17 protein-coding genes and 1 tRNA gene are annotated in these 21029 nt (G+C 58.5%); 9 read left to right on the top strand and 9 right to left on the bottom strand.

Annotated features, from left to right (window positions below; all coding sequences use genetic code 11):
- Positions 1–138: 138 nt before the first annotated feature.
- The 4 genes from IV01_RS17080 to ptsP form a co-directional block, all read right to left on the bottom strand.
- Entirely contained in the window at positions 139–1701 is a 1563-nt protein-coding gene (locus tag IV01_RS17080; RefSeq protein ID WP_032627464.1) for an alkaline phosphatase D family protein, read from the bottom strand.
- A 169-nt stretch (positions 1702–1870) separates the two neighbouring features.
- Positions 1871–3613 (bottom strand): PTS fructose-like transporter subunit IIB, encoded by a 1743-nt coding sequence (locus IV01_RS17085; protein WP_032627462.1) that lies wholly within the window; start codon positions 3611–3613, stop codon positions 1871–1873.
- A gap of 180 nt (positions 3614–3793) precedes the next feature.
- Positions 3794–4735: a 1-phosphofructokinase gene (gene pfkB, locus IV01_RS17090; protein WP_032627461.1), complete on the bottom strand. Its 942-nt coding sequence runs from the start codon at positions 4733–4735 to the stop codon at positions 3794–3796.
- Entirely contained in the window at positions 4736–7597 is a 2862-nt protein-coding gene (gene ptsP / locus IV01_RS17095) for a phosphoenolpyruvate--protein phosphotransferase (RefSeq protein WP_032627460.1), read from the bottom strand. It abuts the gene before it with no gap.
- 350 nt (positions 7598–7947) lie between these two features.
- Between ptsP and cra the strand changes: the two genes are divergently transcribed.
- Both cra and IV01_RS17105 read left to right on the top strand, forming a co-directional pair.
- Positions 7948–8943, top strand: coding sequence for a catabolite repressor/activator (cra, locus tag IV01_RS17100; protein ID WP_032627459.1), 996 nt, complete (start codon positions 7948–7950; stop codon positions 8941–8943).
- A 1-nt stretch (position 8944) separates the two neighbouring features.
- Entirely contained in the window at positions 8945–9724 is a 780-nt protein-coding gene (locus IV01_RS17105) for a TatD family hydrolase (RefSeq protein ID WP_032627457.1), read from the top strand.
- A gap of 164 nt (positions 9725–9888) precedes the next feature.
- On the opposite strand, the gene ampE is transcribed toward IV01_RS17105, so the two are convergent.
- From ampE to IV01_RS17120, 3 genes are all read right to left on the bottom strand, one after another.
- Positions 9889–10725: a regulatory signaling modulator protein AmpE gene (ampE, locus tag IV01_RS17110; RefSeq protein ID WP_032627456.1), complete on the bottom strand. Its 837-nt coding sequence runs from the start codon at positions 10723–10725 to the stop codon at positions 9889–9891.
- A 15-nt stretch (positions 10726–10740) separates the two neighbouring features.
- Positions 10741–11289 carry a 1,6-anhydro-N-acetylmuramyl-L-alanine amidase AmpD gene (ampD, locus tag IV01_RS17115; protein WP_032627454.1) on the bottom strand — a complete coding sequence of 183 codons (549 nt, stop codon included), beginning with the start codon at positions 11287–11289 and terminating at the stop codon, positions 10741–10743.
- Between the two features lie 227 nt (positions 11290–11516).
- Positions 11517–13781, bottom strand: coding sequence for a DUF1631 domain-containing protein (locus tag IV01_RS17120; protein WP_032627452.1), 2265 nt, complete (start codon positions 13779–13781; stop codon positions 11517–11519).
- Positions 13782–14106: 325 nt separating this feature from the next.
- Between IV01_RS17120 and nadC the strand changes: the two genes are divergently transcribed.
- Positions 14107–14955, top strand: coding sequence for a carboxylating nicotinate-nucleotide diphosphorylase (gene nadC / locus IV01_RS17125; protein ID WP_032627451.1), 849 nt, complete (start codon positions 14107–14109; stop codon positions 14953–14955).
- A 234-nt stretch (positions 14956–15189) separates the two neighbouring features.
- A complete protein-coding gene (locus IV01_RS17130; protein ID WP_195758766.1) occupies positions 15190–15468 on the top strand; it encodes a hypothetical protein in 279 nt (92 codons plus the stop codon).
- Positions 15469–15534: 66 nt separating this feature from the next.
- On the opposite strand, the gene IV01_RS17135 is transcribed toward IV01_RS17130, so the two are convergent.
- A tRNA-Thr gene (locus IV01_RS17135) sits at positions 15535–15608 on the bottom strand.
- 61 nt (positions 15609–15669) lie between these two features.
- On the bottom strand, positions 15670–16101 hold the full coding sequence (locus IV01_RS17140; RefSeq protein ID WP_032627448.1) for a pilin: 432 nt from the start codon (positions 16099–16101) through the stop codon (positions 15670–15672).
- A gap of 224 nt (positions 16102–16325) precedes the next feature.
- Here IV01_RS17140 and pilB point away from each other — a divergent pair, with 224 nt between their 5' ends.
- The 5 genes from pilB to yacG are packed head-to-tail and all read left to right on the top strand — an operon-like array spanning position 16326 to position 20938.
- Positions 16326–18023, top strand: a complete 1698-nt coding sequence (pilB, locus tag IV01_RS17145) for a type IV-A pilus assembly ATPase PilB (RefSeq protein ID WP_032627447.1) — start codon at positions 16326–16328, stop codon at positions 18021–18023.
- A 2-nt stretch (positions 18024–18025) separates the two neighbouring features.
- Positions 18026–19246, top strand: a complete 1221-nt coding sequence (locus tag IV01_RS17150) for a type II secretion system F family protein (RefSeq protein WP_032627444.1) — start codon at positions 18026–18028, stop codon at positions 19244–19246.
- 2 nt (positions 19247–19248) lie between these two features.
- Complete coding sequence (locus tag IV01_RS17155; RefSeq protein ID WP_032627442.1) at positions 19249–20121, top strand: prepilin peptidase; 873 nt, start codon at positions 19249–19251, stop codon at positions 20119–20121.
- Positions 20118–20741 (top strand): dephospho-CoA kinase, encoded by a 624-nt coding sequence (gene coaE / locus IV01_RS17160; RefSeq protein WP_032627441.1) that lies wholly within the window; start codon positions 20118–20120, stop codon positions 20739–20741. Before IV01_RS17155 ends, coaE begins: the two co-directional genes overlap by 4 nt.
- Positions 20738–20938, top strand: coding sequence for a DNA gyrase inhibitor YacG (yacG, locus tag IV01_RS17165; protein WP_032627438.1), 201 nt, complete (start codon positions 20738–20740; stop codon positions 20936–20938). Before coaE ends, yacG begins: the two co-directional genes overlap by 4 nt.
- Positions 20939–21029: the final 91 nt, after the last annotated feature.

The raw sequence follows: 21029 nt of genomic DNA, 5'->3' as shown, positions 1-21029 counted from the left end.
AAGATCGGGTGGATGTACTGGCCTCTTCCCGGCTAAAGCCGGTCCCACGTCGTCGCGCCAAAATGTGGAGATCACGCCTGTGGGAGCGGCCGGGGTCGATCTCACAGGTTCGAATTGCAGTTGGGAAATTTTGCGTTTTTAAGCCTCCCGCGCTGGAACCAACTTCTTCTCAAACACCGAAACCCCATCCAGATCCCGCAAGGTCACGGTCATCTCGGCGCTTTGGCCATCGATGTTCACTTCGCCGAAGAATTGAAAGCCCGCAAAGGGCGAAGTGTTCTGTGCCGGCGGGGCTTTCTGAAAGACCAACTCGGGGCCGAAGGTTTTATCCAGTGGGTTAGGGCCGAAACTGCCTGCGTTGAGCGGCCCGGCGACGAACTCCCAGAACGGGTCGAAGTCCTGAAAAACCGCCCGGTCAGGCTGGTAGTGATGCGCTGCGCAGTAATGCACATCGGCAGTCAGCCACACACAATCCCGGACTTTCTGCGCACGCAAAAAGCCCAGCAGCTCCGCGACCTCCAGCTCACGTCCGGCAGCCGGTCCGTCGTTGCCATTGGCGATGGCCTCCCAACGCGCCACACCAGGGCTGACTTCACCATCTGGCACGCCGAGGCCAATGGGCATATCCGCGGCAATGACTTTCCACTGCGCACCGGATGCCTTGAGCTCAGCCTTGAGCCAATCCAGTTGCGTGCGACCCAGGAATGCCGTGGTGATACCAGGTTTGTCAGCGAGGTTGGCGTCGTTACCATCGCGGTAGCTGCGCATGTCCAGCACAAACACATCAAGCATCGGCCCGTAACTCAGTTTGCGATAGATACGCCCGCCGTTATCGGCCTGCTGCAAACGCATCGGCGCGTATTCGAGGAACGCCTGTCGCCCACGAGAAGCCAGCAACTGCACATCCTTGACCTTGTAGCGATCATCCAACTGCTTGCTGGGTGACCAGTTGTTGGTCACTTCGTGATCGTCCCACTGCCAGATCTGCGGCACCTCGGCGTTGAAGCGACGCAGGTTATCGTCCATCAGGTTGTAGCGATAAGCGCCGCGATATTCGTCCAGCGTCTCGGCGACCTTGCTCTTGGCTTCCGTAGTGAGGTTGCGCCAGATACGCCCGCCTTCGGTGGTGATCTGCGCGGGAACCGGGCCATCGGCATAAATGGTGTCGCCGCTGTGAATAAAGAAATCCGGCAAGCGCAGGCGCATGGCTTCGTAAATGCGCATGCCGCCGATGTCCGGGTTGATACCGAAGCCTTGGCCGACGGTATCGCCGCTCCAGACAAAGCGCAGGTCGCGGCGTTGTTGCGGCACGCTGCGCAGATGGCCGAACCAGGGCTCGCTGGTCACACCCGATTGCGCATCTTCGAATTGCACGCGGTAGAAAATCGCCTGATCAGCGGGCAGCTCGCTGAGTTCGACCCGGGCGGTGAAGTCGGTGCGCTGATCCGCAAGGGCTGAAACCACTCGGCGCGGATTACTGAACATGCTGCGGGTGTCCCACTCCACCACCATGCGCGAGGGTCGGTCGCTGCGGCTCCAGACCACCGCGCGATCCCCCAGCACATCGCCGGATTGCACACCGTCGGTAATCTTCGGCCGATCCTGAACCGAGGCGATAACGGCCGGCGCCAGACCCGGCAGCAGAAGGCCAGCGCCTGCTGCCTGAATGATGCGACGGCGTGTCAGATCGAACTGAGTCATGGTGATTCCCCCTTAAAGAGTAAGGGGGAAAGCTAGCAGTGCAAGGTTGGGGAAATGTGACAGTGCTCCCGTGGGACCGGCTTTAGCCGGGAAGGCTGCGTCTCAGGCGACAAAAATGTAGCAGACACACCGGCCTCTTCCCGGCTGAAGCCGGTCCCACGACTCGCCATCATGCACTTGCCGGCGCAACCTCCATGTCCACCACTTCCGGCCGCTTAAGCAGTGCATATGCCACGCCGGTCACCAGACTGCCCGCGACAATGGCGAGCAGGTACAGCAGCGCGTGGTTGATGGCGTTGGGGATCAGCATCACGAACAGCCCGCCATGGGGCGCCATCAGTTTGCAGCCGAAATACATCGACAACGCACCGGTGAGAGCACCGCCAGCAATACTTGCCGGGATCACTCGCAACGGATCCTTGGCCGCAAACGGAATCGCGCCCTCGGAGATGAAGCACAAGCCCAGCACGAATGCCGCCTTGCCCGCTTCACGCTCGCTTTGGGCAAATTTGCGCCTGGCGATAAAACTGGCGATGCCCATGCCAATCGGCGGCACCATCCCGGCAGCCATCGCGGCGGCCATCGGCGCGTAGCTCTGGGACGCCAGCAAACCCACCGAAAACGCGTAGGACGCCTTGTTGATCGGGCCGCCCAGGTCGATACACATCATGGCGCCCAACACTACGCCCAGCAGAATCGCGTTGGTGGTGCCCATGGTTTCGAGAAAGTGCGTGAGGCTTTCCAGCAGCCCGGCTACCGGTTTGCCCACCGCGTAAATCATCAACAGACCGGTGATCAGGCTGGCCAGCAGCGGGATGATCAAAATCGGTTTCAGCGCTTCAACGCTGGCAGGCAAACGAATGTAACGATTGATCGCCCATGCGCTGTAGCCCGCGATGAATCCCGCCGCGATACCGCCGATGAAGCCCGCCCCCAGCGTGCTCGCCAACAGACCACCGATCATGCCCGGCGCCAGGCCAGGACGATCTGCAATGGAATAGGCGATGTAACCGGCCAGCAACGGCACCATCAGTTTGAAGGCCGCATCGCCACCAATCTGCATCAGCGCAGCAGCCAGCGTGCCTTGCTCCTTGAACGCTTCGATACCAAAAACAAACGACAGCGCGATCAGCAAACCACCCGCCACCACCATGGGCAGCATGTACGACACGCCAGTGAGCAAATGTTTGTAGACGCCGGTCTTTTCCTGTTTCGCGGTTGCTTTGGAAGCGCTGTCGGTAGATTCGACCTGACCCTCGGCCAGAGCTTTCTTGAGGGTCGCTTCGGACTGTTTGAGGGCAATGCCGGTGCCGCAGCGATAAATCTTCTTGCCAGCGAAACGCTCGGTGTTGACCTCGATGTCGGCCGCCAGCAGCACCACGTCAGCCTCAGCGATAGCCTGCGCTGTCAGCGGATTACGGGCGCCAACCGAGCCTTGGGTTTCGACCTGCAACTCGTAGCCCAAACGCTTGGCGGCCTGTTGAATCGCCTCGGCAGCCATGAAAGTATGCGCAACGCCGGTGGGACAAGCGGTGACCGCAACCAGATGCGGCACCTTGGTAGCGCCTGCAACTACAGGTGCCAGCGAAGCGTCCGGCGCCGCGTAGAAGGCGGCTTGTTCGGAGGCACGGTGCAGAAACCCATCCACGTCCTGTAATGCATGGGCAGGCGTGTCCTGAAACAGGCGCTTGCCGACAAAACGCGTCAGGTCTACTTCACCGGTATTGACCACCAGCACCCAATCCGCGGCCGCGATCTGTCCGGCAGTCAGTTTGGGCTCGGGATTGCGAGGGTCAAACACTTCAACGCTGGTACTCCAGCCCATGCGCTGGGCGGCGGCATTGAGCAGACGAGCACTGAGTACGCTGCTGACCTTGCCATTGGGGCAGGCTGTCACAATGATTAAATTCATTACAAGTTCTCTCTTGTTATCCAGTGCACGACCAACTGAATTGAAATGCATTCTTGTAGGCGCTGACCTGTGGGAGCGGTGCTTGCCCGCGATAAGGGCGACGCGGATATCAGGTCAATCGAGTCCGGCCTTATCGCGGGCAAGCACCGCTCCCACAGGTTTGGCACCAACTTTGAACTCTCACTTTTCGGCCAACGTCCGCACGCTGACGCCGCCTTCCAGCCGCTTCAACTGCGCAGGATCATTGATCCCGAACCCGATCTGAGTCACCGCCATGGCGGCAATTGCCGTCGCAGTGCGCAGGGTCTGTTGCGGCGAGTGGCCGCTGAGCAAACCATGGACCATCCCTGCCAGCAGCGAATCCCCGGCACCGACGGTGCTGGCGACTGTGACTTTCGGCGGCAGCGATTGCAGTGCCGTATTGGTGCTGAACCAGTGCACGCCTTCCGAACCCTGGGAAATCACCACATGCTCAATGCCTCGCGCACGCAGACTGGCGGCAGCTTCGGCCTGGGCGGCGATTGAAATGATCGGCGCGTCCAGTGCATCGGCCAGCTCTTCGGTGTTGGGCTTGATCAGCCATGGACCTGCGGCAAGACCTGCACGCAACGCCAGCCCGCTACTGTCCAGCGCCACTTTCAGGCCCAGGTCCTTCAAGCGCACCAGCAACTTGTGCAGCCACTCCGGGCTGACGCCACGGGGCAGACTGCCAGCGACGACCACGGCATCGAATTGCTCGGCAATCTGCTCGACGCGGACATACAACGCTTGCTGAGCCTCTTCACTGACCATCGGGCCTGGGCCGTTCAGATCGGTGATACGCCCGGAGGTTTCGGCCAACTTGATGTTGCTGCGGGTTTCACCGGGAACGCGAACGAACTCGTCGACAAAACCCCGACGGGCAAACAGTGCTTCGAACGGCTGCTGATTGTCGATGCCCAGAAAACCGGCAACGGTGAGTTGGTGCCCCAGATCAGCCAGCACCTGGGCCACATTCAGGCCTTTGCCCGCAGCGTGGGTAAGCATGGCCTCGCTACGGTTGACCTGCCCCAGCTGCAACGGGCCCAACTGCACGGTCAGGTCCAGCGCCGGGTTCATGGTCAAAGTCAGAATCCTGGCCATTTACAGAGCCTCCACTAAAGCGCGAACTTCGGCGGCACTGCCCACCGTCAGCGCGGTTTGCGCCAATTGTTTTGCGCTACTCAAATTCAATTCCCGCACACAGGCTTTGACCTCGCCAATGCTGCGCGCCGAAACGCTCAACTCGTCAACACCCAGGCCGACCAGCACCGGTACCGCCAGCGGATCTGCCGCCAGCTCGCCACAAATACCTACCCACTTGCCGTTGGCATGGGCGGCACGCACCGTGATGTCGATCAACTGCAGCACCGACGGGTGCAAACCATCGGCCTGGGCCGAGAGCGTCGGATGGCCACGGTCGATAGCCAGGGTGTACTGCGTCAGGTCGTTAGTGCCAACGCTGAAGAAGTCGACTTCTTTGGCGAGCACCGGTGCCAGCAACGCAGCCGAAGGCACTTCGATCATGATCCCGATCTGCAAGTCGGCCACCGGAATTTCCAGACGCAGGCGTTCGGTCATGTCCCGGGCCTGACGCCATTCCTCGACGGTGCCGACCATGGGAAACATGATTCGCAACGGGCGATTGTCGGCAGCGCGCAACAAGGCACGCAGTTGACTTTCCATGACGTCGGGACGTTGCAGGGTCAAGCGGATACCGCGCACACCGAGGAAGGGGTTTTCTTCTTTATCGATGGGCCAGTATGGCAGCGGTTTGTCACCACCCACGTCCAGGGTGCGCACCACCAGCGGACGACCTTGCAGATCGTCCAGCACGCGGCGGTATTCGGCTTCCTGGGTTGCTTCGTCTGGCGCTTGAGAGTGGGCCATGAACAGCAATTCGGTGCGCAGCAGGCCAATGCCTTCCGCTCCTTGCTCAACAGCGGCTGGCGTCCCGGCGCTATCGCCGATATTGGCGAACACTTCCACCGCGTGACCGTCGCGGGTCACGGCAGGCTCCATGCGTTTTGCTGCGGCGGCTTGCAGACGCTGCTCGCGGTTGTCGCGATCTTCAGCGGCACGACGCAGGGTGTCAGCATCCGGGGCAACCGTCAGGCGGCCCTTCTGGCCGTCGAGTAACAGCACGGTCCCAGGTTTGAGTAGCAGAACCGCATCGCCCGCTCCAACCAAGGCTGGAATGCCCAAGGCCCGGGCAACAATTGCACTGTGCGCCGTCGCGCCGCCACGGGCGGTGAGGATACCGGCGACCTGCGCAGGGTCCAGACGCGCAACATCGGAAGGCCCGACTTCATCCATCACCAGAATGTACGGTTCATCCGGCGCGGCCAGGGTTTCGATACCACAGATCTGTGCCAGCACGCGCCGGCCCACATCACGTAAGTCCGCCGCACGCTCGGCCAGCAGCGCGTCATGCAACTGCTCCTGCTGACGGGCGGCGCTGTCGATCACACTGGCCCAGGCCGCAGCTGCGCTTTCGCCCTGTTTCAGGCGCAACCCCACTTCGCCGCTGAGTTCCGGGTCGTCGAGCATTTCCAGGTGGGTGATGAAAATCTCGCGGATCGCTTTTGCCTTGCTGCGCTCGATCAGGCCCTGAATGTCCTGTCGCACTTCGGCCAGGGCTTTTTCCAGGCGCTCGCGTTCAACAACAGCCGACTCACCCTGCATGGGATAGTCGAACGCTTGCAGCACTTGTATATGAGCCGGGCCAATGGCAATGCCCGGCGACGCAGGCACGGCCACGAGCTGACTGCCATCGGCTGGCGCAAGGACTTGCTTGGGCACAATGGCAGCAGTGGGCGCAGGCGAGACGCCGGACGGCAGCGGCTCGATTTCTTCGCCCAGCCCCTGCTCGATCGCAGCAATGAGCGCAGGCAGTGCATCGGCGGCGATACTCGGCTCGGCAACAAATTCCAATACCTGACCACGACGTGCGCCAAGGCTCAGCAGCTTGCTCAGGCTTTTTGCCGAGACTGCACTTTCGCCGGTTTCGACGATACGCACACGAATCTCGCCGTCGAATTCCTTGGCCAGTTGGGCAAGGATCTTCGCCGGACGGGCATGCAGGCCGTGGGCGTTGGCCAGCGGCACCTGTTGGGTCGGCCATTCGGCGGGCAGCTCACCACCCAACGCCTGCAACACGGCACGGTTGCTGGTGGCCTGACCCAATTCGTGGCCACGGCCTTCAATCAGCAACGAGCACAGCCGCTCAAGCAAGGCCTGATGCGCTTCACCCAGGCTCGCCAGGCAGAACAAGCCGGTCAGCGGCTGGCCCAGATAACGGATCGGCTTGTCCGGGGTCACGAAAGCAAGGCCAGGACGCTTGACGGTCTGTTCGCTGTGCAACCACCACAGGCCATCACCCAGCGACAAGGCTTCAACTTGCTGCAACACGGCAGCAAAGCCGTTACTCACGCAATCGGCCTTGCGCAGCAAACGTGCTCCCCGCCAGACCAGCTCTTCAAAATCGTCGGCGGAAACCCCAAGGCTGATCAGTTGGTTATCCAGCGCCAGTTCTTGCGGCGCACCTTGCAGCAACTGGAGCAGCGCTTCGGGGCTCTCGGCAGTACGCAAGGCTTCGCCCAGATCGGTTTCACCGAGGGCGCGGGTCAGGAGTTGCAGCAGGCGTAGATGCTCGTCGGATTTGGCAGCGATACCAATCGCCAGGTAAACGATGTGACCATCACCCCAGTCCACCCCTTCCGGGAACTGCATCAGGCGCACCCCGGTGGCAAACACCTGGTCACGGGTTTCCGGGGTGCCATGGGGAATCGCAATGCCTTGACCGAGGAAGGTCGAACCTTGTTTTTCACGGTTCTGCAGACCTGTCAGATAGCCGTCCGCCACAAGCCCGTCGGCCACCAGAAGGTCAGCAAGCAGTTGCAACGCGGCGGATTTATCCACAGCCGTCTGGCTCATGGATATTTGCTCTACGGTGAGCTCGAGCATGCCTGTCTCCTTAACAGCGCGGGTGGGCGCTTGTTTCTTGTTTTAAGAACGATCATGAGTTGATCGACAGCTTAGGTGATGTCCGGGAATGAACATGTGACATCAACTTGGGCGCAATGACGGCAACCCGAAAAAATGTTGCTGAATCGTTTAATCTGAATTGTCCGGCACGTTACTCGATTATGTCCGTGGGTTGAAGCCCGTTTGTCCTACTCCGGGCCCGATGCCGTCTGGCAATAGCAAAAAAAAGTGAGAACTTCCCCGTGGAGCATGGTCTGCTGTCAAGATCAGCCAAGATCAGTGAGAATTGCCGCCGAATCCAGAGGCGCTAATAACAAAAGGAATCACGAGTGAAGCTCAGTGATATTGCACGTCTGGCCGGAGTCTCCGTGACGACCGCCAGTTACGTGATCAATGGCAAGGCCGAACAGCAGCGCATCAGCAATGCGACCGTTGAACGGGTTCAGGCCGTTGTAGAAGAACATGGATTTCGCCCCAACCCCCAGGCAGCAGGCTTGCGTAGCCGTCATACGCGCACGCTGGGTTTCATCCTGCCAGACCTGGAAAACCCCAGTTATGCGCGAATCGCTAAATTGCTCGAGCAAGGCGCACGGGCCCACGGCTATCAACTGCTGATTGCCAGCTCCGATGACGATCCGGTCAGCGAGCTGCAATTGCTTCAGCTGTTTCGTGCCCGACGCTGTGATGCACTATTCGTCGCCAGTTGCCTGCCCGCCAGCGACGACAGTTACCGCGAGCTGCAAAGCAAGGGGATGCCAATCATCGCCATTGACCGGGAAATGGACGCCAACCACTTCTGTTCCGTGGTCAGCGACGACCACGACGCCAGCCTGCAACTGACCCGCAGCCTGTTGCAGACCCGCCCCGCTAACATCGCGTTGATTGGCGCGCGTCCCGAATTGAGTATCAGCCGAGCGCGCAGCAGTGGTTTCGAGCATGCGCTCAATGGCTTCGACGGCCAGGTAATCATTGAGCACGGCGAAGCCTTCAGCCGGCAGTGCGGCCAACGACTGATGCGCGAGGTGTTCGACCGCCTCGGCCACTTCCCTGATGCGCTGGTCACCACGTCCTACGTCTTGTTGCAGGGGATTTTCGATGTCTTGCAAAGCCGTGCGGTCAACCCGGCTCAGTTCCACCTCGGTACGTTCGGTGATACTCAGTTGCTGGACTTCCTGCCGCTGCCGGTCAATGCCATGGCTCAGCAGCACCAGCTGATAGCCAGCGCCGCCCTTGAGTTTGCCCTGGCGGCCGTCGAAAAGAACCTTTACGAGCCCGGCGTACACGCCATCGTGCGCACGTTTAAACAACGTATCCACGAGGCTTGATGTGAAACTCATCGACACCCATACCCATCTGGACTTCCCGGACTTCGACGTAGATCGCGGCGCGATTCTCGATAACTGTCGGACATTGGGCGTCGAGCGCATGGTGGTTCTGGGGGTCTATCAGCGCAACTGGCAACGAGTGTGGGATCTGACCCTGGAAAACCCGACGCTTTACGCCGCGTTTGGCATGCATCCGGTGTACATCGATGAGCATCAGCCCGGACATCTAAGCGAACTGCGGGACTGGCTATCCCGGCTGCAGGGTCATCCCCAGCTCTGTGCGGTGGGTGAAATCGGGCTGGATTACTACGTCGAGAGTCTCGACCGGGAACGTCAGCAGCAGGTATTCGAAGCCCAACTGCAGTTCGCAGCGGATTTCGATCTACCCGCCCTGCTCCATGTGCGGCGCAGCCACGCGGATGTCATCGCCACGCTCAAGCGCTTCAAGCTCGCGCGAAGCGGCATCATCCATGCGTTTGCGGGCAGCCGAGAAGAGGCGCGGGAATACATCAAGCTGGGTTTCAAACTTGGCCTGGGCGGGGCAGCAACATGGCCGCAAGCGTTGCGCATGCATCGGGTCATTGCCGAGCTGCCGCTGGACAGTGTGGTACTGGAAACCGACTCCCCTGATATGGCACCCGCCATGTACCCCGGCCAACGCAACAGCCCGGAGCATTTGCCGGATATCTGTGAGGCGCTGGCGCAGTTGATGGGGGTGTCGGCGGAGGTTTTGGCTGAGGCCAGTACCCGTAATGCGTGCGAGTTGTTTGGGTGGGACTGATTCAGACGCCATGCCCGCCCCTGTGGGAGCGAGCTTGCTCGCGAAGAGGCCGGGACATCCAAATATATTTCTGGTAACAGGAACATTGCCTTCGCGAGCAAGCTCGCTCCCACAGGGATCTGATTAACCCGGGGTCCTGAGGGCTGCAGGGCCCGCAAAACCATTCAAATCAACAACGTCCACAACGCAAATCCCGCGTACCAGACGATCGCCGCACGCACGAGCAATTCCCAGAGTACGTCCAGGCTATTGACGCCCTCCGCGCCTACGACTGGAGCTGGAACTTCACCTGCCACACAACCGATTTTGCTGATGAGCTGTGCCGCGCTGATATTCCAGTTGAGCAGCTCGTGCAGCATCACCCGGCTTACCGCCACGAAGTTGCCAACCAGAGCGAAGCTGGCCGCCAGCAGACGCACCGGCACCCAATCGAAGGCATGGCGCAGCTGACTGGCGTTTTCCGCCACACCGGCAGTTTTGCTGTGTTCGGCGGCCAGCGCCAGTAAACGATAAGCCAGCGCTGCAAACGGCCCGAGCAGGGCATACCAGAAAATCACTGCAAAGAAACTTTGGTAAGCCTGCCAGAGCAGATGACTCTGCACGCCCTGCAGCAGCTCTTCAGAGCTGTCGGCCTGAACGCCCATGTCGCGCTCGGCAACATGCACCGCCGCCTGCGCATCGCCGCGTCGGCACGCGTCACGAAACGGGCCGAGCGCCGCCAGAAGATCGCCTCGGCCAAGGCTGTAAATCAACACCAGCACATGCACCGGCAGCGCTAGCCAGCCATTGGCGACAGAGCCTAACACCAGCAGAATCAGCGCCAGCAGCAAGACCGGCAACAACACCATCAAACCCAGGATCAGCCAAGGCCGCGCAGCGGTTCGCGGCTTTGCTTCCAGGCTGGCCAATTCAGCCAGCCAGATCCCGTCACGTTGCACACGTTGGCGTAGCGCCGAGAACTTCTCTATCAAGACGGCCAGCAGTAACACCAGAAAACTCATTGCGTGCTCCTCACATCAATCCTGCAAGGCCGCTTTATAACGCGGCCATTGGAAATAAGGTCCCGGATCAGTCTTGCGACCGGGCGCGATGTCGCTGTGGCCGCAGATGCGAGCCGTTGTGATAGCTGGAAATGCCGACTGCAATTGCCGGGTCAGATCGACCAGCGCCACGTATTGAGCGTCGGTAAACGGCTGTTCATCGGTGCCCTCCAGCTCGATGCCCACGGAGAAATCATTGCAGGTCTCCCGGCCTTCGAAACTGGAAATGCCCGCATGCCACGCACGATCCAGACAAGAGACGAACTGAGTGACCTCGCCATCACGCTCAATCAGAAAATGCGCCGACACCCGCAAATCGGCAATCCCTGCAAAATACGGATGCTCGGTGACATCCAGTTGATTCTGAAAAAATGCCTGGACTTTACCGGTCTTGAACTGCGCGGGCGGCAAGCTGATGTTGTGGATAACCAATAAAGACACTTCACCCGTAGGGCGCGCATTGAAATTGGGCGATGGGCAATGATGCACGCCGTGGCACCAGCCGCTTGCGCAATCGAGTTGCATGAAGGTTCCTTGCACAGATAAATCGACAGGGCCAAGTATGCCCGCGATAGACGAGACAGGGGGGAGTAAATCGGCGATGGAGTGTGTAGGAGGTGTCCGGTGCTGCGGAATTACTATGCGGGAGCGATGCTTGCCCGCGATAAGGGCAGTGAGGGCTAAAGTGAATCGCGTCCAGCCTTATCGCGGGCAAGCACCGCTCCCACAAGATCGCATTTCAAACCAGGTAATTATGCACCCTTGAGCTTGCGCAGATTCCCCAACACCGACTCCAGCGCCCGATCGAACAGCAAGGCATCGTCCAGCAGGCGGATGCTGCCACGACGAAACTCCACGGCCAGGCCCATGCGGGTTTTTTCCAGGACCTTCATCCCGGTGCGGTTAACGAACACATAGCGTCCACTCGGTTCAACGATGGCAGCCAGCTTGCAACGCAGCCGGTGATCTTCGTCTTCCTGAATTTCGACCCAGCCACCCAGACGCAACTTGTCGACCTGAGCCAGCCCAGCGTCATCATCGGGCAGGCGCACTACCGACTCGTTGAGGAACTGCTCGCCCGGTGCGATCAAGACAATTTCCTCGACCACCTCAATCATCACCGGCCCTGGAGGCAAGTCGCCTTCATGCACAGTTGGAGCGCTGTCATCGGCGCCGTCTTGTGGGTCCTGCAAGCGCGAGAAATGCTGAAAGGCCTGCACATGCAGGGCCTCCAGCTGGCTGAAGAATTCGCTGGTGGCAAACGGATCAAATGCGGCGCTGGCCAGCCCTTCGCGCAGTGCTTTAAGCAAGCCAGGAACCAGATCCAGCAAACGCTGGCGCGCGTCAGCTTCTTCGTGCGGCTCAACGCTCCAGATCAGATCATCCATGGCGACCAGTCCGGCCTGCCATTCGCTGGACTCATCGCCATGCTTGAGGCAAGTCAGCAACAACACCTTGCTCCAGGCTTCCTGCAGCAGACGAACGACGACTTCAGGCAAGACTTTACCCAGCAACCGCTCATTCAACTCCTGCTGTACCCGCTGACGGGCCAACTCTGCGCGAGCGCGGCCTTCTTCGGCGTCGCGGGTGCGCTGCTCCAGCAACTCGCTGCGGCGGCGCTCATCGCTGGTGAACGCCAGGAAATCCACCAGCAACTCGGAAAATATCGCTGGATCGTCAACAAAATCGTTCAGCAAGCGCTGCACGATCTGCTCGACGCGCACATATAACGAATCACGCTGGTAATCGTCGCGCCCACCCCAACCCAGGGCGGCAGAAGCTATTTCGTTCAGCAACCGGCGCGCCGGGTGGCTGCCACGGCTGAAAAAACTTTTGTCGATGACCGCAACCTTGAGCATCGGGATTTGCAGACGGCCGATCAAGGCACGCAGCGACAGTGGCAAGTTACGATCGTCGAGGATGAATTCAAAGAGCATCGCGATCAGGTTGATGACGTCCTCATCGACCGCTCCGACCACCCGAAACTTGCCACTCTTCATACTGACTCGCGCGAGCAATTGTTCCAGCTGATTGCGCAGGTCGAAGTCTTCCGGCGCATCTGCAGCCGGCACGTACTGCTGCATATGCGACAACAAACGCAGCAGATCCTGACTGGAAATTGGTCGAGGCTCGGCACTGGCATCATGACGTGTGACCAGGTTCCCACGGACCTGCAGCAGCAACTCCTGCAGGGCCGAAAACACCTCCTGCACACCTTGGTCCAGCTTATCCGCGGCCTGGGCCAGGCCCGGATCTGCAAACTGCTCGCTGGGCCGCTCACGGGCCGGTCGAGCTGTCCGGTCAGTGGCGCGGCGGGCGGGCAACGCCTTGAGTTCAGGCAGCACGCCGGTGGCAATCAGCAGTTGGTTGGCCTCGCCGTAAAGGTGATCAGCGTCGGCCAGCACGTACTTCTCGAACAGCTTGAGGATGATCAGCTTGACCTTGATCTCAACCCCCAGACTTTTCCCCGCCAGCAGGAAAAATTCGCATAACAGCGCCGGCCCCATAGGGTTGGTTTCGACAGTCAAGGGCTGGGTAATCAGGTGGTTCAGGCGGGTGGTCAGCTGGTCAAGGGCGATGCCGTCGCGACTCAGTACCTTGGCGACCATGGCATCCACGGCGACGGTTTTCTCCAGATCGTCGTTATGCACCAGCGACAGCTTGTCAAAGGACACTGCTGCCGGAATCGTCGGTTCGACAATCTGGTATTGGCCGATGCGCAGGAAGGCTTCGTAGAACTTATCGAGAAAAGCACGCTCGATACTTTTGCGCTTGAGACGCAAATCGCGCATGGCTTCAAAAAATGAGTTCTGCTCGGTGTTGTTGTGCGCCCGATCAGCCATTTCAAACAGCGTGTCGTCTGCGTTATCGAACAGTTCCTGAAGCGCATCCTTGAGCTGCTGGGCAGCTTTGTCCCGGACCTGAAGTAAAACGACAGGCAGCCGCGCCAACGGCGAATTAACCGCCTGGTCAGCGTTCGCCTTAGTCAAAGGCACTACTTTATCGTCGTTTTGCATCAATCCACCTGCCAGCGAACATCAGTCGACCTCTCTAAAACCGGGCACTTCGCACTACGTCAAATGTATGACGCCAAATACAAGGCGCATTATGTTGCAAACGATATCCGATTAGCCAGCGAAGTCTTCAGTCAGCACTGGTCCGGTTGCGATGGATTAACGTGTGCAGTCATAGACCGCGAAAAATGCGATCCATCGCAGGGTTATAAAAAAAACCGACCAGCTGTCATTCAGATGAATGTCTCCGGCCCCGTGCCAGACTTGTTGCCTGTGGTGTGGGCTTTAACCTGCCTTATACTCCGGCCATCTGAAATTGGAGTCCGCTATGCCGAATTTACAACTCGCCACCCTGACCGCCGAAATCGAAGCCAACGTGCGCCGTGCGTTGCTGGAGGATGTCGGCAGTGGCGATATCACCGCGCAGTTGATCCCCGACGAACGCTTAGCCAAAGCCACGATCATTTCCCGGGATGCTGCGGTTATTGCTGGCACGGCGTGGGTCGATGCGGTGTTTCGTCAACTGGATCCTCGAGTGGCGGTGCACTGGCAGGTCATGGATGGGGATCGAGTGCAGCCCAATCAAGCGTTGTTCCATTTGGAGGGACCGGCTCGTTCGCTGCTGACTGGCGAACGCAGCGCACTGAATTTTCTACAGATGCTGTCGGGGGTTGCCACGAAAGCGCAGCATTACGCGGACATGGTCAGCGATACTCAGGTCAAACTGCTGGACACTCGCAAGACGTTGCCCGGCCTGCGCATGGCGCAAAAATATGCGGTGACCTGCGGCGGTTGCCATAACCACCGCATCGGTTTGTTCGACGCGTTTCTGATCAAGGAAAACCACATCGCCGCTTGTGGCGGTATCGCCGAGGCAATCAGCGCCGCCCATAAGATCGCACCCGGCAAACCGGTGGAGATCGAAGTGGAAAACCTGAACGAACTCCGTCAGGCACTGGACGCCGGGGCCGACATCGTGATGCTCGACGAACTGAGCCTCGACGACATGCGCGAAGCCGTTCGCATCAATGCCGGCCGCGCCAAACTGGAAGCCAGCGGTGGCATCAACGACGACACCTTGGTGGTAATTGCGCAAACCGGCGTGGATTACATCTCCATCGGTGCAATGACCAAGGATGTGAAGGCAGTGGATTTGTCGATGCGGTTGAGTTTGTAAAGCTGGCAGCGAATTCATTATTGGAATGATGTTTCTCTGTGGGAGCGGTGCTTGCCCGCGATAAGGCTGGACGCGATTAACCTAATATCTTTGGCGGCCTTATCGCGGGCAAGCACCGCTCCCACATCGACCGCGTACCCCTGAACAATTTTGTACTAACCTGAACACAGCATTTAACAATAACTACGCATCGGCCTGAATCGTTGAGCAGTCGGCACAGGTTGAGAAGGAAACATGCCAATGACTGCTCAGTTCAAACTCGACCCCGCTGCCACCTACGACGTACGCGCCTCTGACCAGCGCAACCCTGTATGGCGCATCCAGAATCGCAGGGTCTACGCCTACCTCGAACATGATCCGCGCCGCGACTGGAGCGGCGACATCGGTATCCTAGTCCTCTCCGCCCCCCAGCGCCTGGTCGACCACGACGGCCACGACATGGCCTACATAGACGGCCCCAAAGTGCGCTGCGTGGATGGCAGGAAATTCGGTCTGTACAAGGTCAAGGCCTGACTCCATTTGCGGAATGGCGAAACGAAAAAGCCCGATCCAGATGGATCGGGCTTTTTAGGTCTGCGGTGCCGAAAACAGGAATCGAACCTGCGACCTTCGCGTTACGAGTGCGCTGCTCTACCGGGCTGAGCTATTTCGGCGGTTGCCTCAATAGATAACGCTAGCAGCAAAGGCAGTCAGCGCACTCATCCCGACTGCTAATTAACGGCAGTTGGCTGGGCGGTATTGGGCGGCGATAGTGTTGTTGGCATTACAAACCCAAGTTACGCTGTTGTTCGCACCAGCTGCCGGTGTCAGTACGAAAGTGCCACCGAAAATTTGGGCGTTAACAGGTGCAGCGCCACGAGCGGTTGCGGTAATTACACCATTAGCGCCGACTGCAACACTGGCGGTGTAGGTGCCCTCAGCGCCGCTGTAACCTGCCGCTGCGTTGTTAGCCGGGAACACACCGTTGGTTTGAAAAGACTCAGCGACGGCGACCTTCGCACCATCCGCGAGCGCCACCAACTCAGAAACCTGTGCACGGATTGTGTAGTCCTGATATGCGGGGATGGCCACCGCTGCGAGGATGCCGACGATAGCTACGACGATCATCAGCTCGATCAACGTAAAACCTTTTTGTACTGCTTTCATGGGTACTACTCCGATGTGTCAATAAGGCGGTGCGTGAACAGGTCTTAGCATAGGTCATGCCAATCTGCTTTCTATCATGCTTTGTTGCTAATCCCCTTCCACAGGCACTCAGATGGCAACCAAACCGCAGCATAAACTGACAATTTTCGTCACCTTGCGCTGTGTCATTGGCAGCGCCGCCTGACTAGGCTATAAACCACGCACTGTATGGGTCTGGTGGTGTTATGAGTGAAGTGGTCCTGACCGGTCTGGCCAAACAATTGGTTGTCGCCGAACTTGTTGATGAAAAAGTGGCGCAGCAGGCTTATCAACAAGCGCGGCGCGACAAGGTTTCACTGATTAATTATCTGGTACAAAACCGACTGGTAAGGGCGCTGACTCTGGCGGAGATGGCTTCGGATCAGTTCGGCATGCCCTTCGTCGACCTGAATGCGATCGACAAGGAAGGCCAGCCCCAAGAACTGGTCAGCGAAAAACTCATTCGCCAACATCATGCCCTGCCTTTATGGCGGCGCGGTAACAAGCTTTATATAGGCATCTCCGACCCGACGAGCCATCAGGCGGTGACGGATATCCAGTTCAGCACGGGCCTCAACGTCGAAGCGATCCTGGTCGAGGATGACAAGCTGACCGAGGCCATCGAGAAGCTTTTCGACAGCAACGGTGCGCTAGGGGCAATGGCCGATGTCGACCTCGACATGGAGAGCCAGTCGGCCACCGACGTCAAAGAAACATCGATTGCGGGGCTGGACGACGCCGACGATGCGCCAGTGGTGCGTTTCGTCAATAAAATGTTGCTGGATGCCATTCGTCTGGGCTCGTCGGATTTGCACTTTGAACCCTATGAAAAGACGTTCAGGGTCCGGCTGCGAACCGACGGCATCCTCCATGAGGTGGCCAAACCGCCGATCAATCTGGCCAACCGCATCGCCGCACGCCTCAAGGTCATGGCTGGGCTGGATATTTCCGAGCGGCGCAAACCCCAAGACGGCAGGGTCAAGTTACGGGTTTCGAAGACCAAATCTATCGACTTCCGGATGAACACCTTGCCGACTCTGTGGGGCGAGAAAATCGTCATGCGGATTCTCGACCCGACCAGCGCTCAAATGGGTATTGACGCCTTGGGTTACGAGCCGGAGCAGAAAAAGCTGTACTTGGAGGCGCTGAAGCAACCCCAAGGCATGATCCTGGTCACCGGCCCGACCGGCTCGGGTAAAACCGTGTCGCTGTATACCGGCCTGAATATCCTCAACACTGTGGACATCAATATTTCTACAGCGGAGGATCCGGTAGAAATCAACCTGGAAGGGATCAACCAGGTCAACGTCAACCCGCGTCAAGGAATGGACTTTTCCCAAGCGTTGCGGGCCTTCCTCCGTCAGGATCCCGACGTCATCATGGTCGGCGAAATCAGGGATCTGGAAACCGCTGAAATCGCCATCAAGGCTTCGCAAACCGGGCACATGGTGCTCTCGACGCTGCACACCAACAGCGCCGCAGAAACCCTGACCCGCTTGCACCATATGGGCGTGGCAGCCTTCAACATTGCCACCGCCATCAACCTGATCATTGCCCAGCGGCTGGCGCGTAAACTGTGCCCCCACTGCAAGAAGGAAGCAGATATTCCTCGGGAGACCTTGATCAAGGAAGGCTTCCCGGAGAACAGGATCGGCACCTTCAAGCTTTATGCACCCGTTGGCTGTAACCTGTGCAACGGCGGCTATAAAGGCCGGGTGGGGATTTACGAAGTGGTCAAGAAAACTCCAGAACTGGAGCGCATCATTATGGAAGAAGGCAACTCGCTGGATATTTCCATTCAAATGCGCAAAGACGGTTTTAACGATCTACGCACCTCCGGACTCATCAAAGCCATGCAAGGCATAACCAGCCTCGAAGAAGTCAACCGCGTGACCAAGGATTAAGCATGGCCAGCAAAGCAGCAAAAGTCATTGTTTACACTTGGGAAGGCACGGATAGGCAAGGCGCGAAAACCATTGGTGAGATGAGCGGGACGAATCCGGCACTGATCAAGGCGCAATTGCGCAAGCAAGGTATTAACCCGACCAAAGTGCGCAAGAAGCCGATTTCGCTTTTTGGTGGGTCGGGTAAAAAAATCAAACCCCTTGATATCGCTTTTTTTACCCGGCAAATGGCGACCATGATGAAGGCTGGCGTCCCGTTGCTGCAGTCGTTCGACATCATCATCGACGGCGCTGACAACCCCAACATGCGCAAGCTGATCGAGGAGCTACGCGATGACGTCGCCGCAGGTAACAGCTTCGCCGCCGCTTTGAAGAGAAGGCCGCGTTACTTTGACGACCTGTACTGCAACCTGGTCAGTGCTGGTGAACAGGCAGGTGCTTTGGAAACCTTATTGGCTCGGGTCGCCACGTACAAAGAAAAGACCGAGGCGCTCAAGGCCAAGATCAAAAAGGCCATGACTTACCCGATTGCAGTCCTGATTGTGGCGGTCGTCGTCACCGCTATTTTGTTGATCAAAGTTGTCCCCCAGTTCCAACAAGTCTTTGCCGGCTTTGGCGCTGAATTACCAGTATTTACTCGAATGGTGATTGGACTTTCCGAGGTCGTGCAAAAGTGGTGGCTAATTATTGTCGGCGCTGGCGTTGCCGCGTTCTTCACATTCAAGCACTTACATAGAACATCCGAACACTTCAGAAATCGGGTAGATCGAATCCTGCTCAAAGTCCCGATTGTTGGACCGCTCATCTATAAATCATCGGTAGCCCGTTTTGCTCGAACCCTCGCAACGACCTTCGCCGCCGGCGTGCCTTTGGTAGAAGCGCTGGAATCAGTTGCTGGAGCCACCGGCAACGTGGTGTTTCGCAATGCAGTGAACAAGGTCAAAAATGACGTTGCTACCGGTGTGCAACTGAATTACTCCATGCGCAGCACCGGAGTTTTCCCTTCGTTGGCGATTCAAATGACCTCAATCGGTGAAGAGTCCGGAGCGCTGGATTCTATGCTCGATAAGGTCGCGAGTTTCTACGAGGAGGAAGTGGACAATATGGTCAACAGCATGACCAGTCTGTTGGAACCCATTATCATGGCCTTCCTCGGTGTTGTGGTCGGCGGTCTCGTATTAGCCATGTACCTGCCAATTTTCCAGCTCGGAAACGTCGTCTAACCATGTTGATCCTCGACTTCCTGGCCAGCTCCCCGATGGCCTTCGTTATATCCGCGCTAGTCCTCGGTTTGCTGGTGGGTAGTTTTCTCAACGTGCTGGTCTATCGCCTGCCGATCATGATGGAGCGGGACTGGAAGACTCAGTCCCGGGAAATGCTCGGCCTGCCCGCAGAGGCCAGCGGTGAAACCTTCAATCTGGTTCTACCCCACTCCCGCTGCCCGAATTGCGCTCATCAAATCCGCCCGTGGGAAAACCTTCCGGTAATTAGCTATCTCGTACTGGGCGGCAAATGCTCAAGCTGCAAAACCCCCATCAGCAAGCGCTATCCGCTGGTGGAGCTGAGCTGCGGTGTGTTGTCGGCCTTTGTCGCCTGGCATTTCGGTTTCGGCTGGCCAGCAGCGGCGATGCTGCTGCTTAGCTGGGGCTTGTTGGCCATGAGCCTGATTGATGCCGACCACCAATTGCTGCCGGATTCGCTGGTGTTGCCACTGCTGTGGATCGGGCTGATCGTCAACTCGTTCGGCCTGTTCACCACGTTGGGCGATGCGTTGTGGGGCGCGGTGGCGGGTTATCTGACTTTGTGGACGGTGTTCTGGCTTTTCAAGCTGGTCACTGGCAAAGAAGGCATGGGTTACGGCGACTTCAAGTTGCTGGCCATGCTCGGCGCCTGGGGCGGTTGGCAGATTTTGCCATTGACCATCCTGTTGTCGTCGCTGGTGGGCGCAGTTCTGGGGGTGATCACCTTGCGCTTACGCAATGCTGAAACCAGCACGCCGATCCCCTTCGGTCCTTATCTGGCCATCGCGGGCTGGATCGCTTTGCTCTGGGGTGGTCAAATAACCGACTCTTACATGCACTTCGCCGGTTTCAGATGACCCAAACCGCTTTCAAACCCTGGATTCTTGGCCTTACAGGCGGCATTGGCAGTGGCAAAAGTGCCGCTGCCCAGTGCTTCATTGACCTCGGGATTCATGTCGTGGATGCCGATCACGCTGCGCGATGGGTGGTTGAACCCGGTCGCCCGGCGCTGCCGCTGATTGCCGAACACTTCGGCCCAACGGTGCTGCAAGCCGACGGCACGCTCAATCGCAGCGCATTGCGCGGCTTGATTTTCGAAAATCCCGAGCAGCGACGTTGGCTGGAAGCACTGCTGCATCCGCTGATCGGCAAGGAGATCCAGCGCGATCTGGCCAGCGCCCATTCACCCTATGCGATTCTGGTCTCGCCACTATTGATCGAATCCGGTCAGTGGAAGATGACCCGCCGCATTCTGGTAATTGATGCGCCCCAGCAACTGCAGGTGGAGCGCACCATGCTGCGTGACAACTCGAGCCAGGAGCAGGTGCAGGCGATTCTCAAGGCCCAGGCCAGTCGTGAAGAACGATTGAGTCGAGCCGACGATGTGCTGGTCAATGATCGTGACCACGCTTGGCTGAAAAGCGAAGTCGAGCGCCTGCATCATTTTTATTTAACTTTGCCCGGAGAACTGCCATGAGCCAACCAACGACCGTCGACTGCCCTACCTGCGGCGCGCCTGTGGAATGGAGCGCGGCCAGCCCTGCCCGACCTTTTTGTTCCGAGCGCTGCAAGCTGATTGACTTGGGTGCCTGGGCATCCGAAGAACACGCGATCCCGGTCAGCCCGGATGCTGAAGACGAGATGTTTTCCGGGGATTTTCCTGAGAGACATTGAGCGTTAGATACCCGAAGGACCTGTGGGAGCGAGCTTGCTCGCGAAAGGGCCAGTGCAGTCGGCACATTATGATGCGGCGGCTGATACATTG

Source organism: Pseudomonas syringae (genome assembly GCF_000737245.1).
Lineage (GTDB): Bacteria > Pseudomonadota > Gammaproteobacteria > Pseudomonadales > Pseudomonadaceae > Aquipseudomonas > Aquipseudomonas syringae_J.
This window is presented reverse-complemented; position numbering and strand designations above follow the sequence as displayed.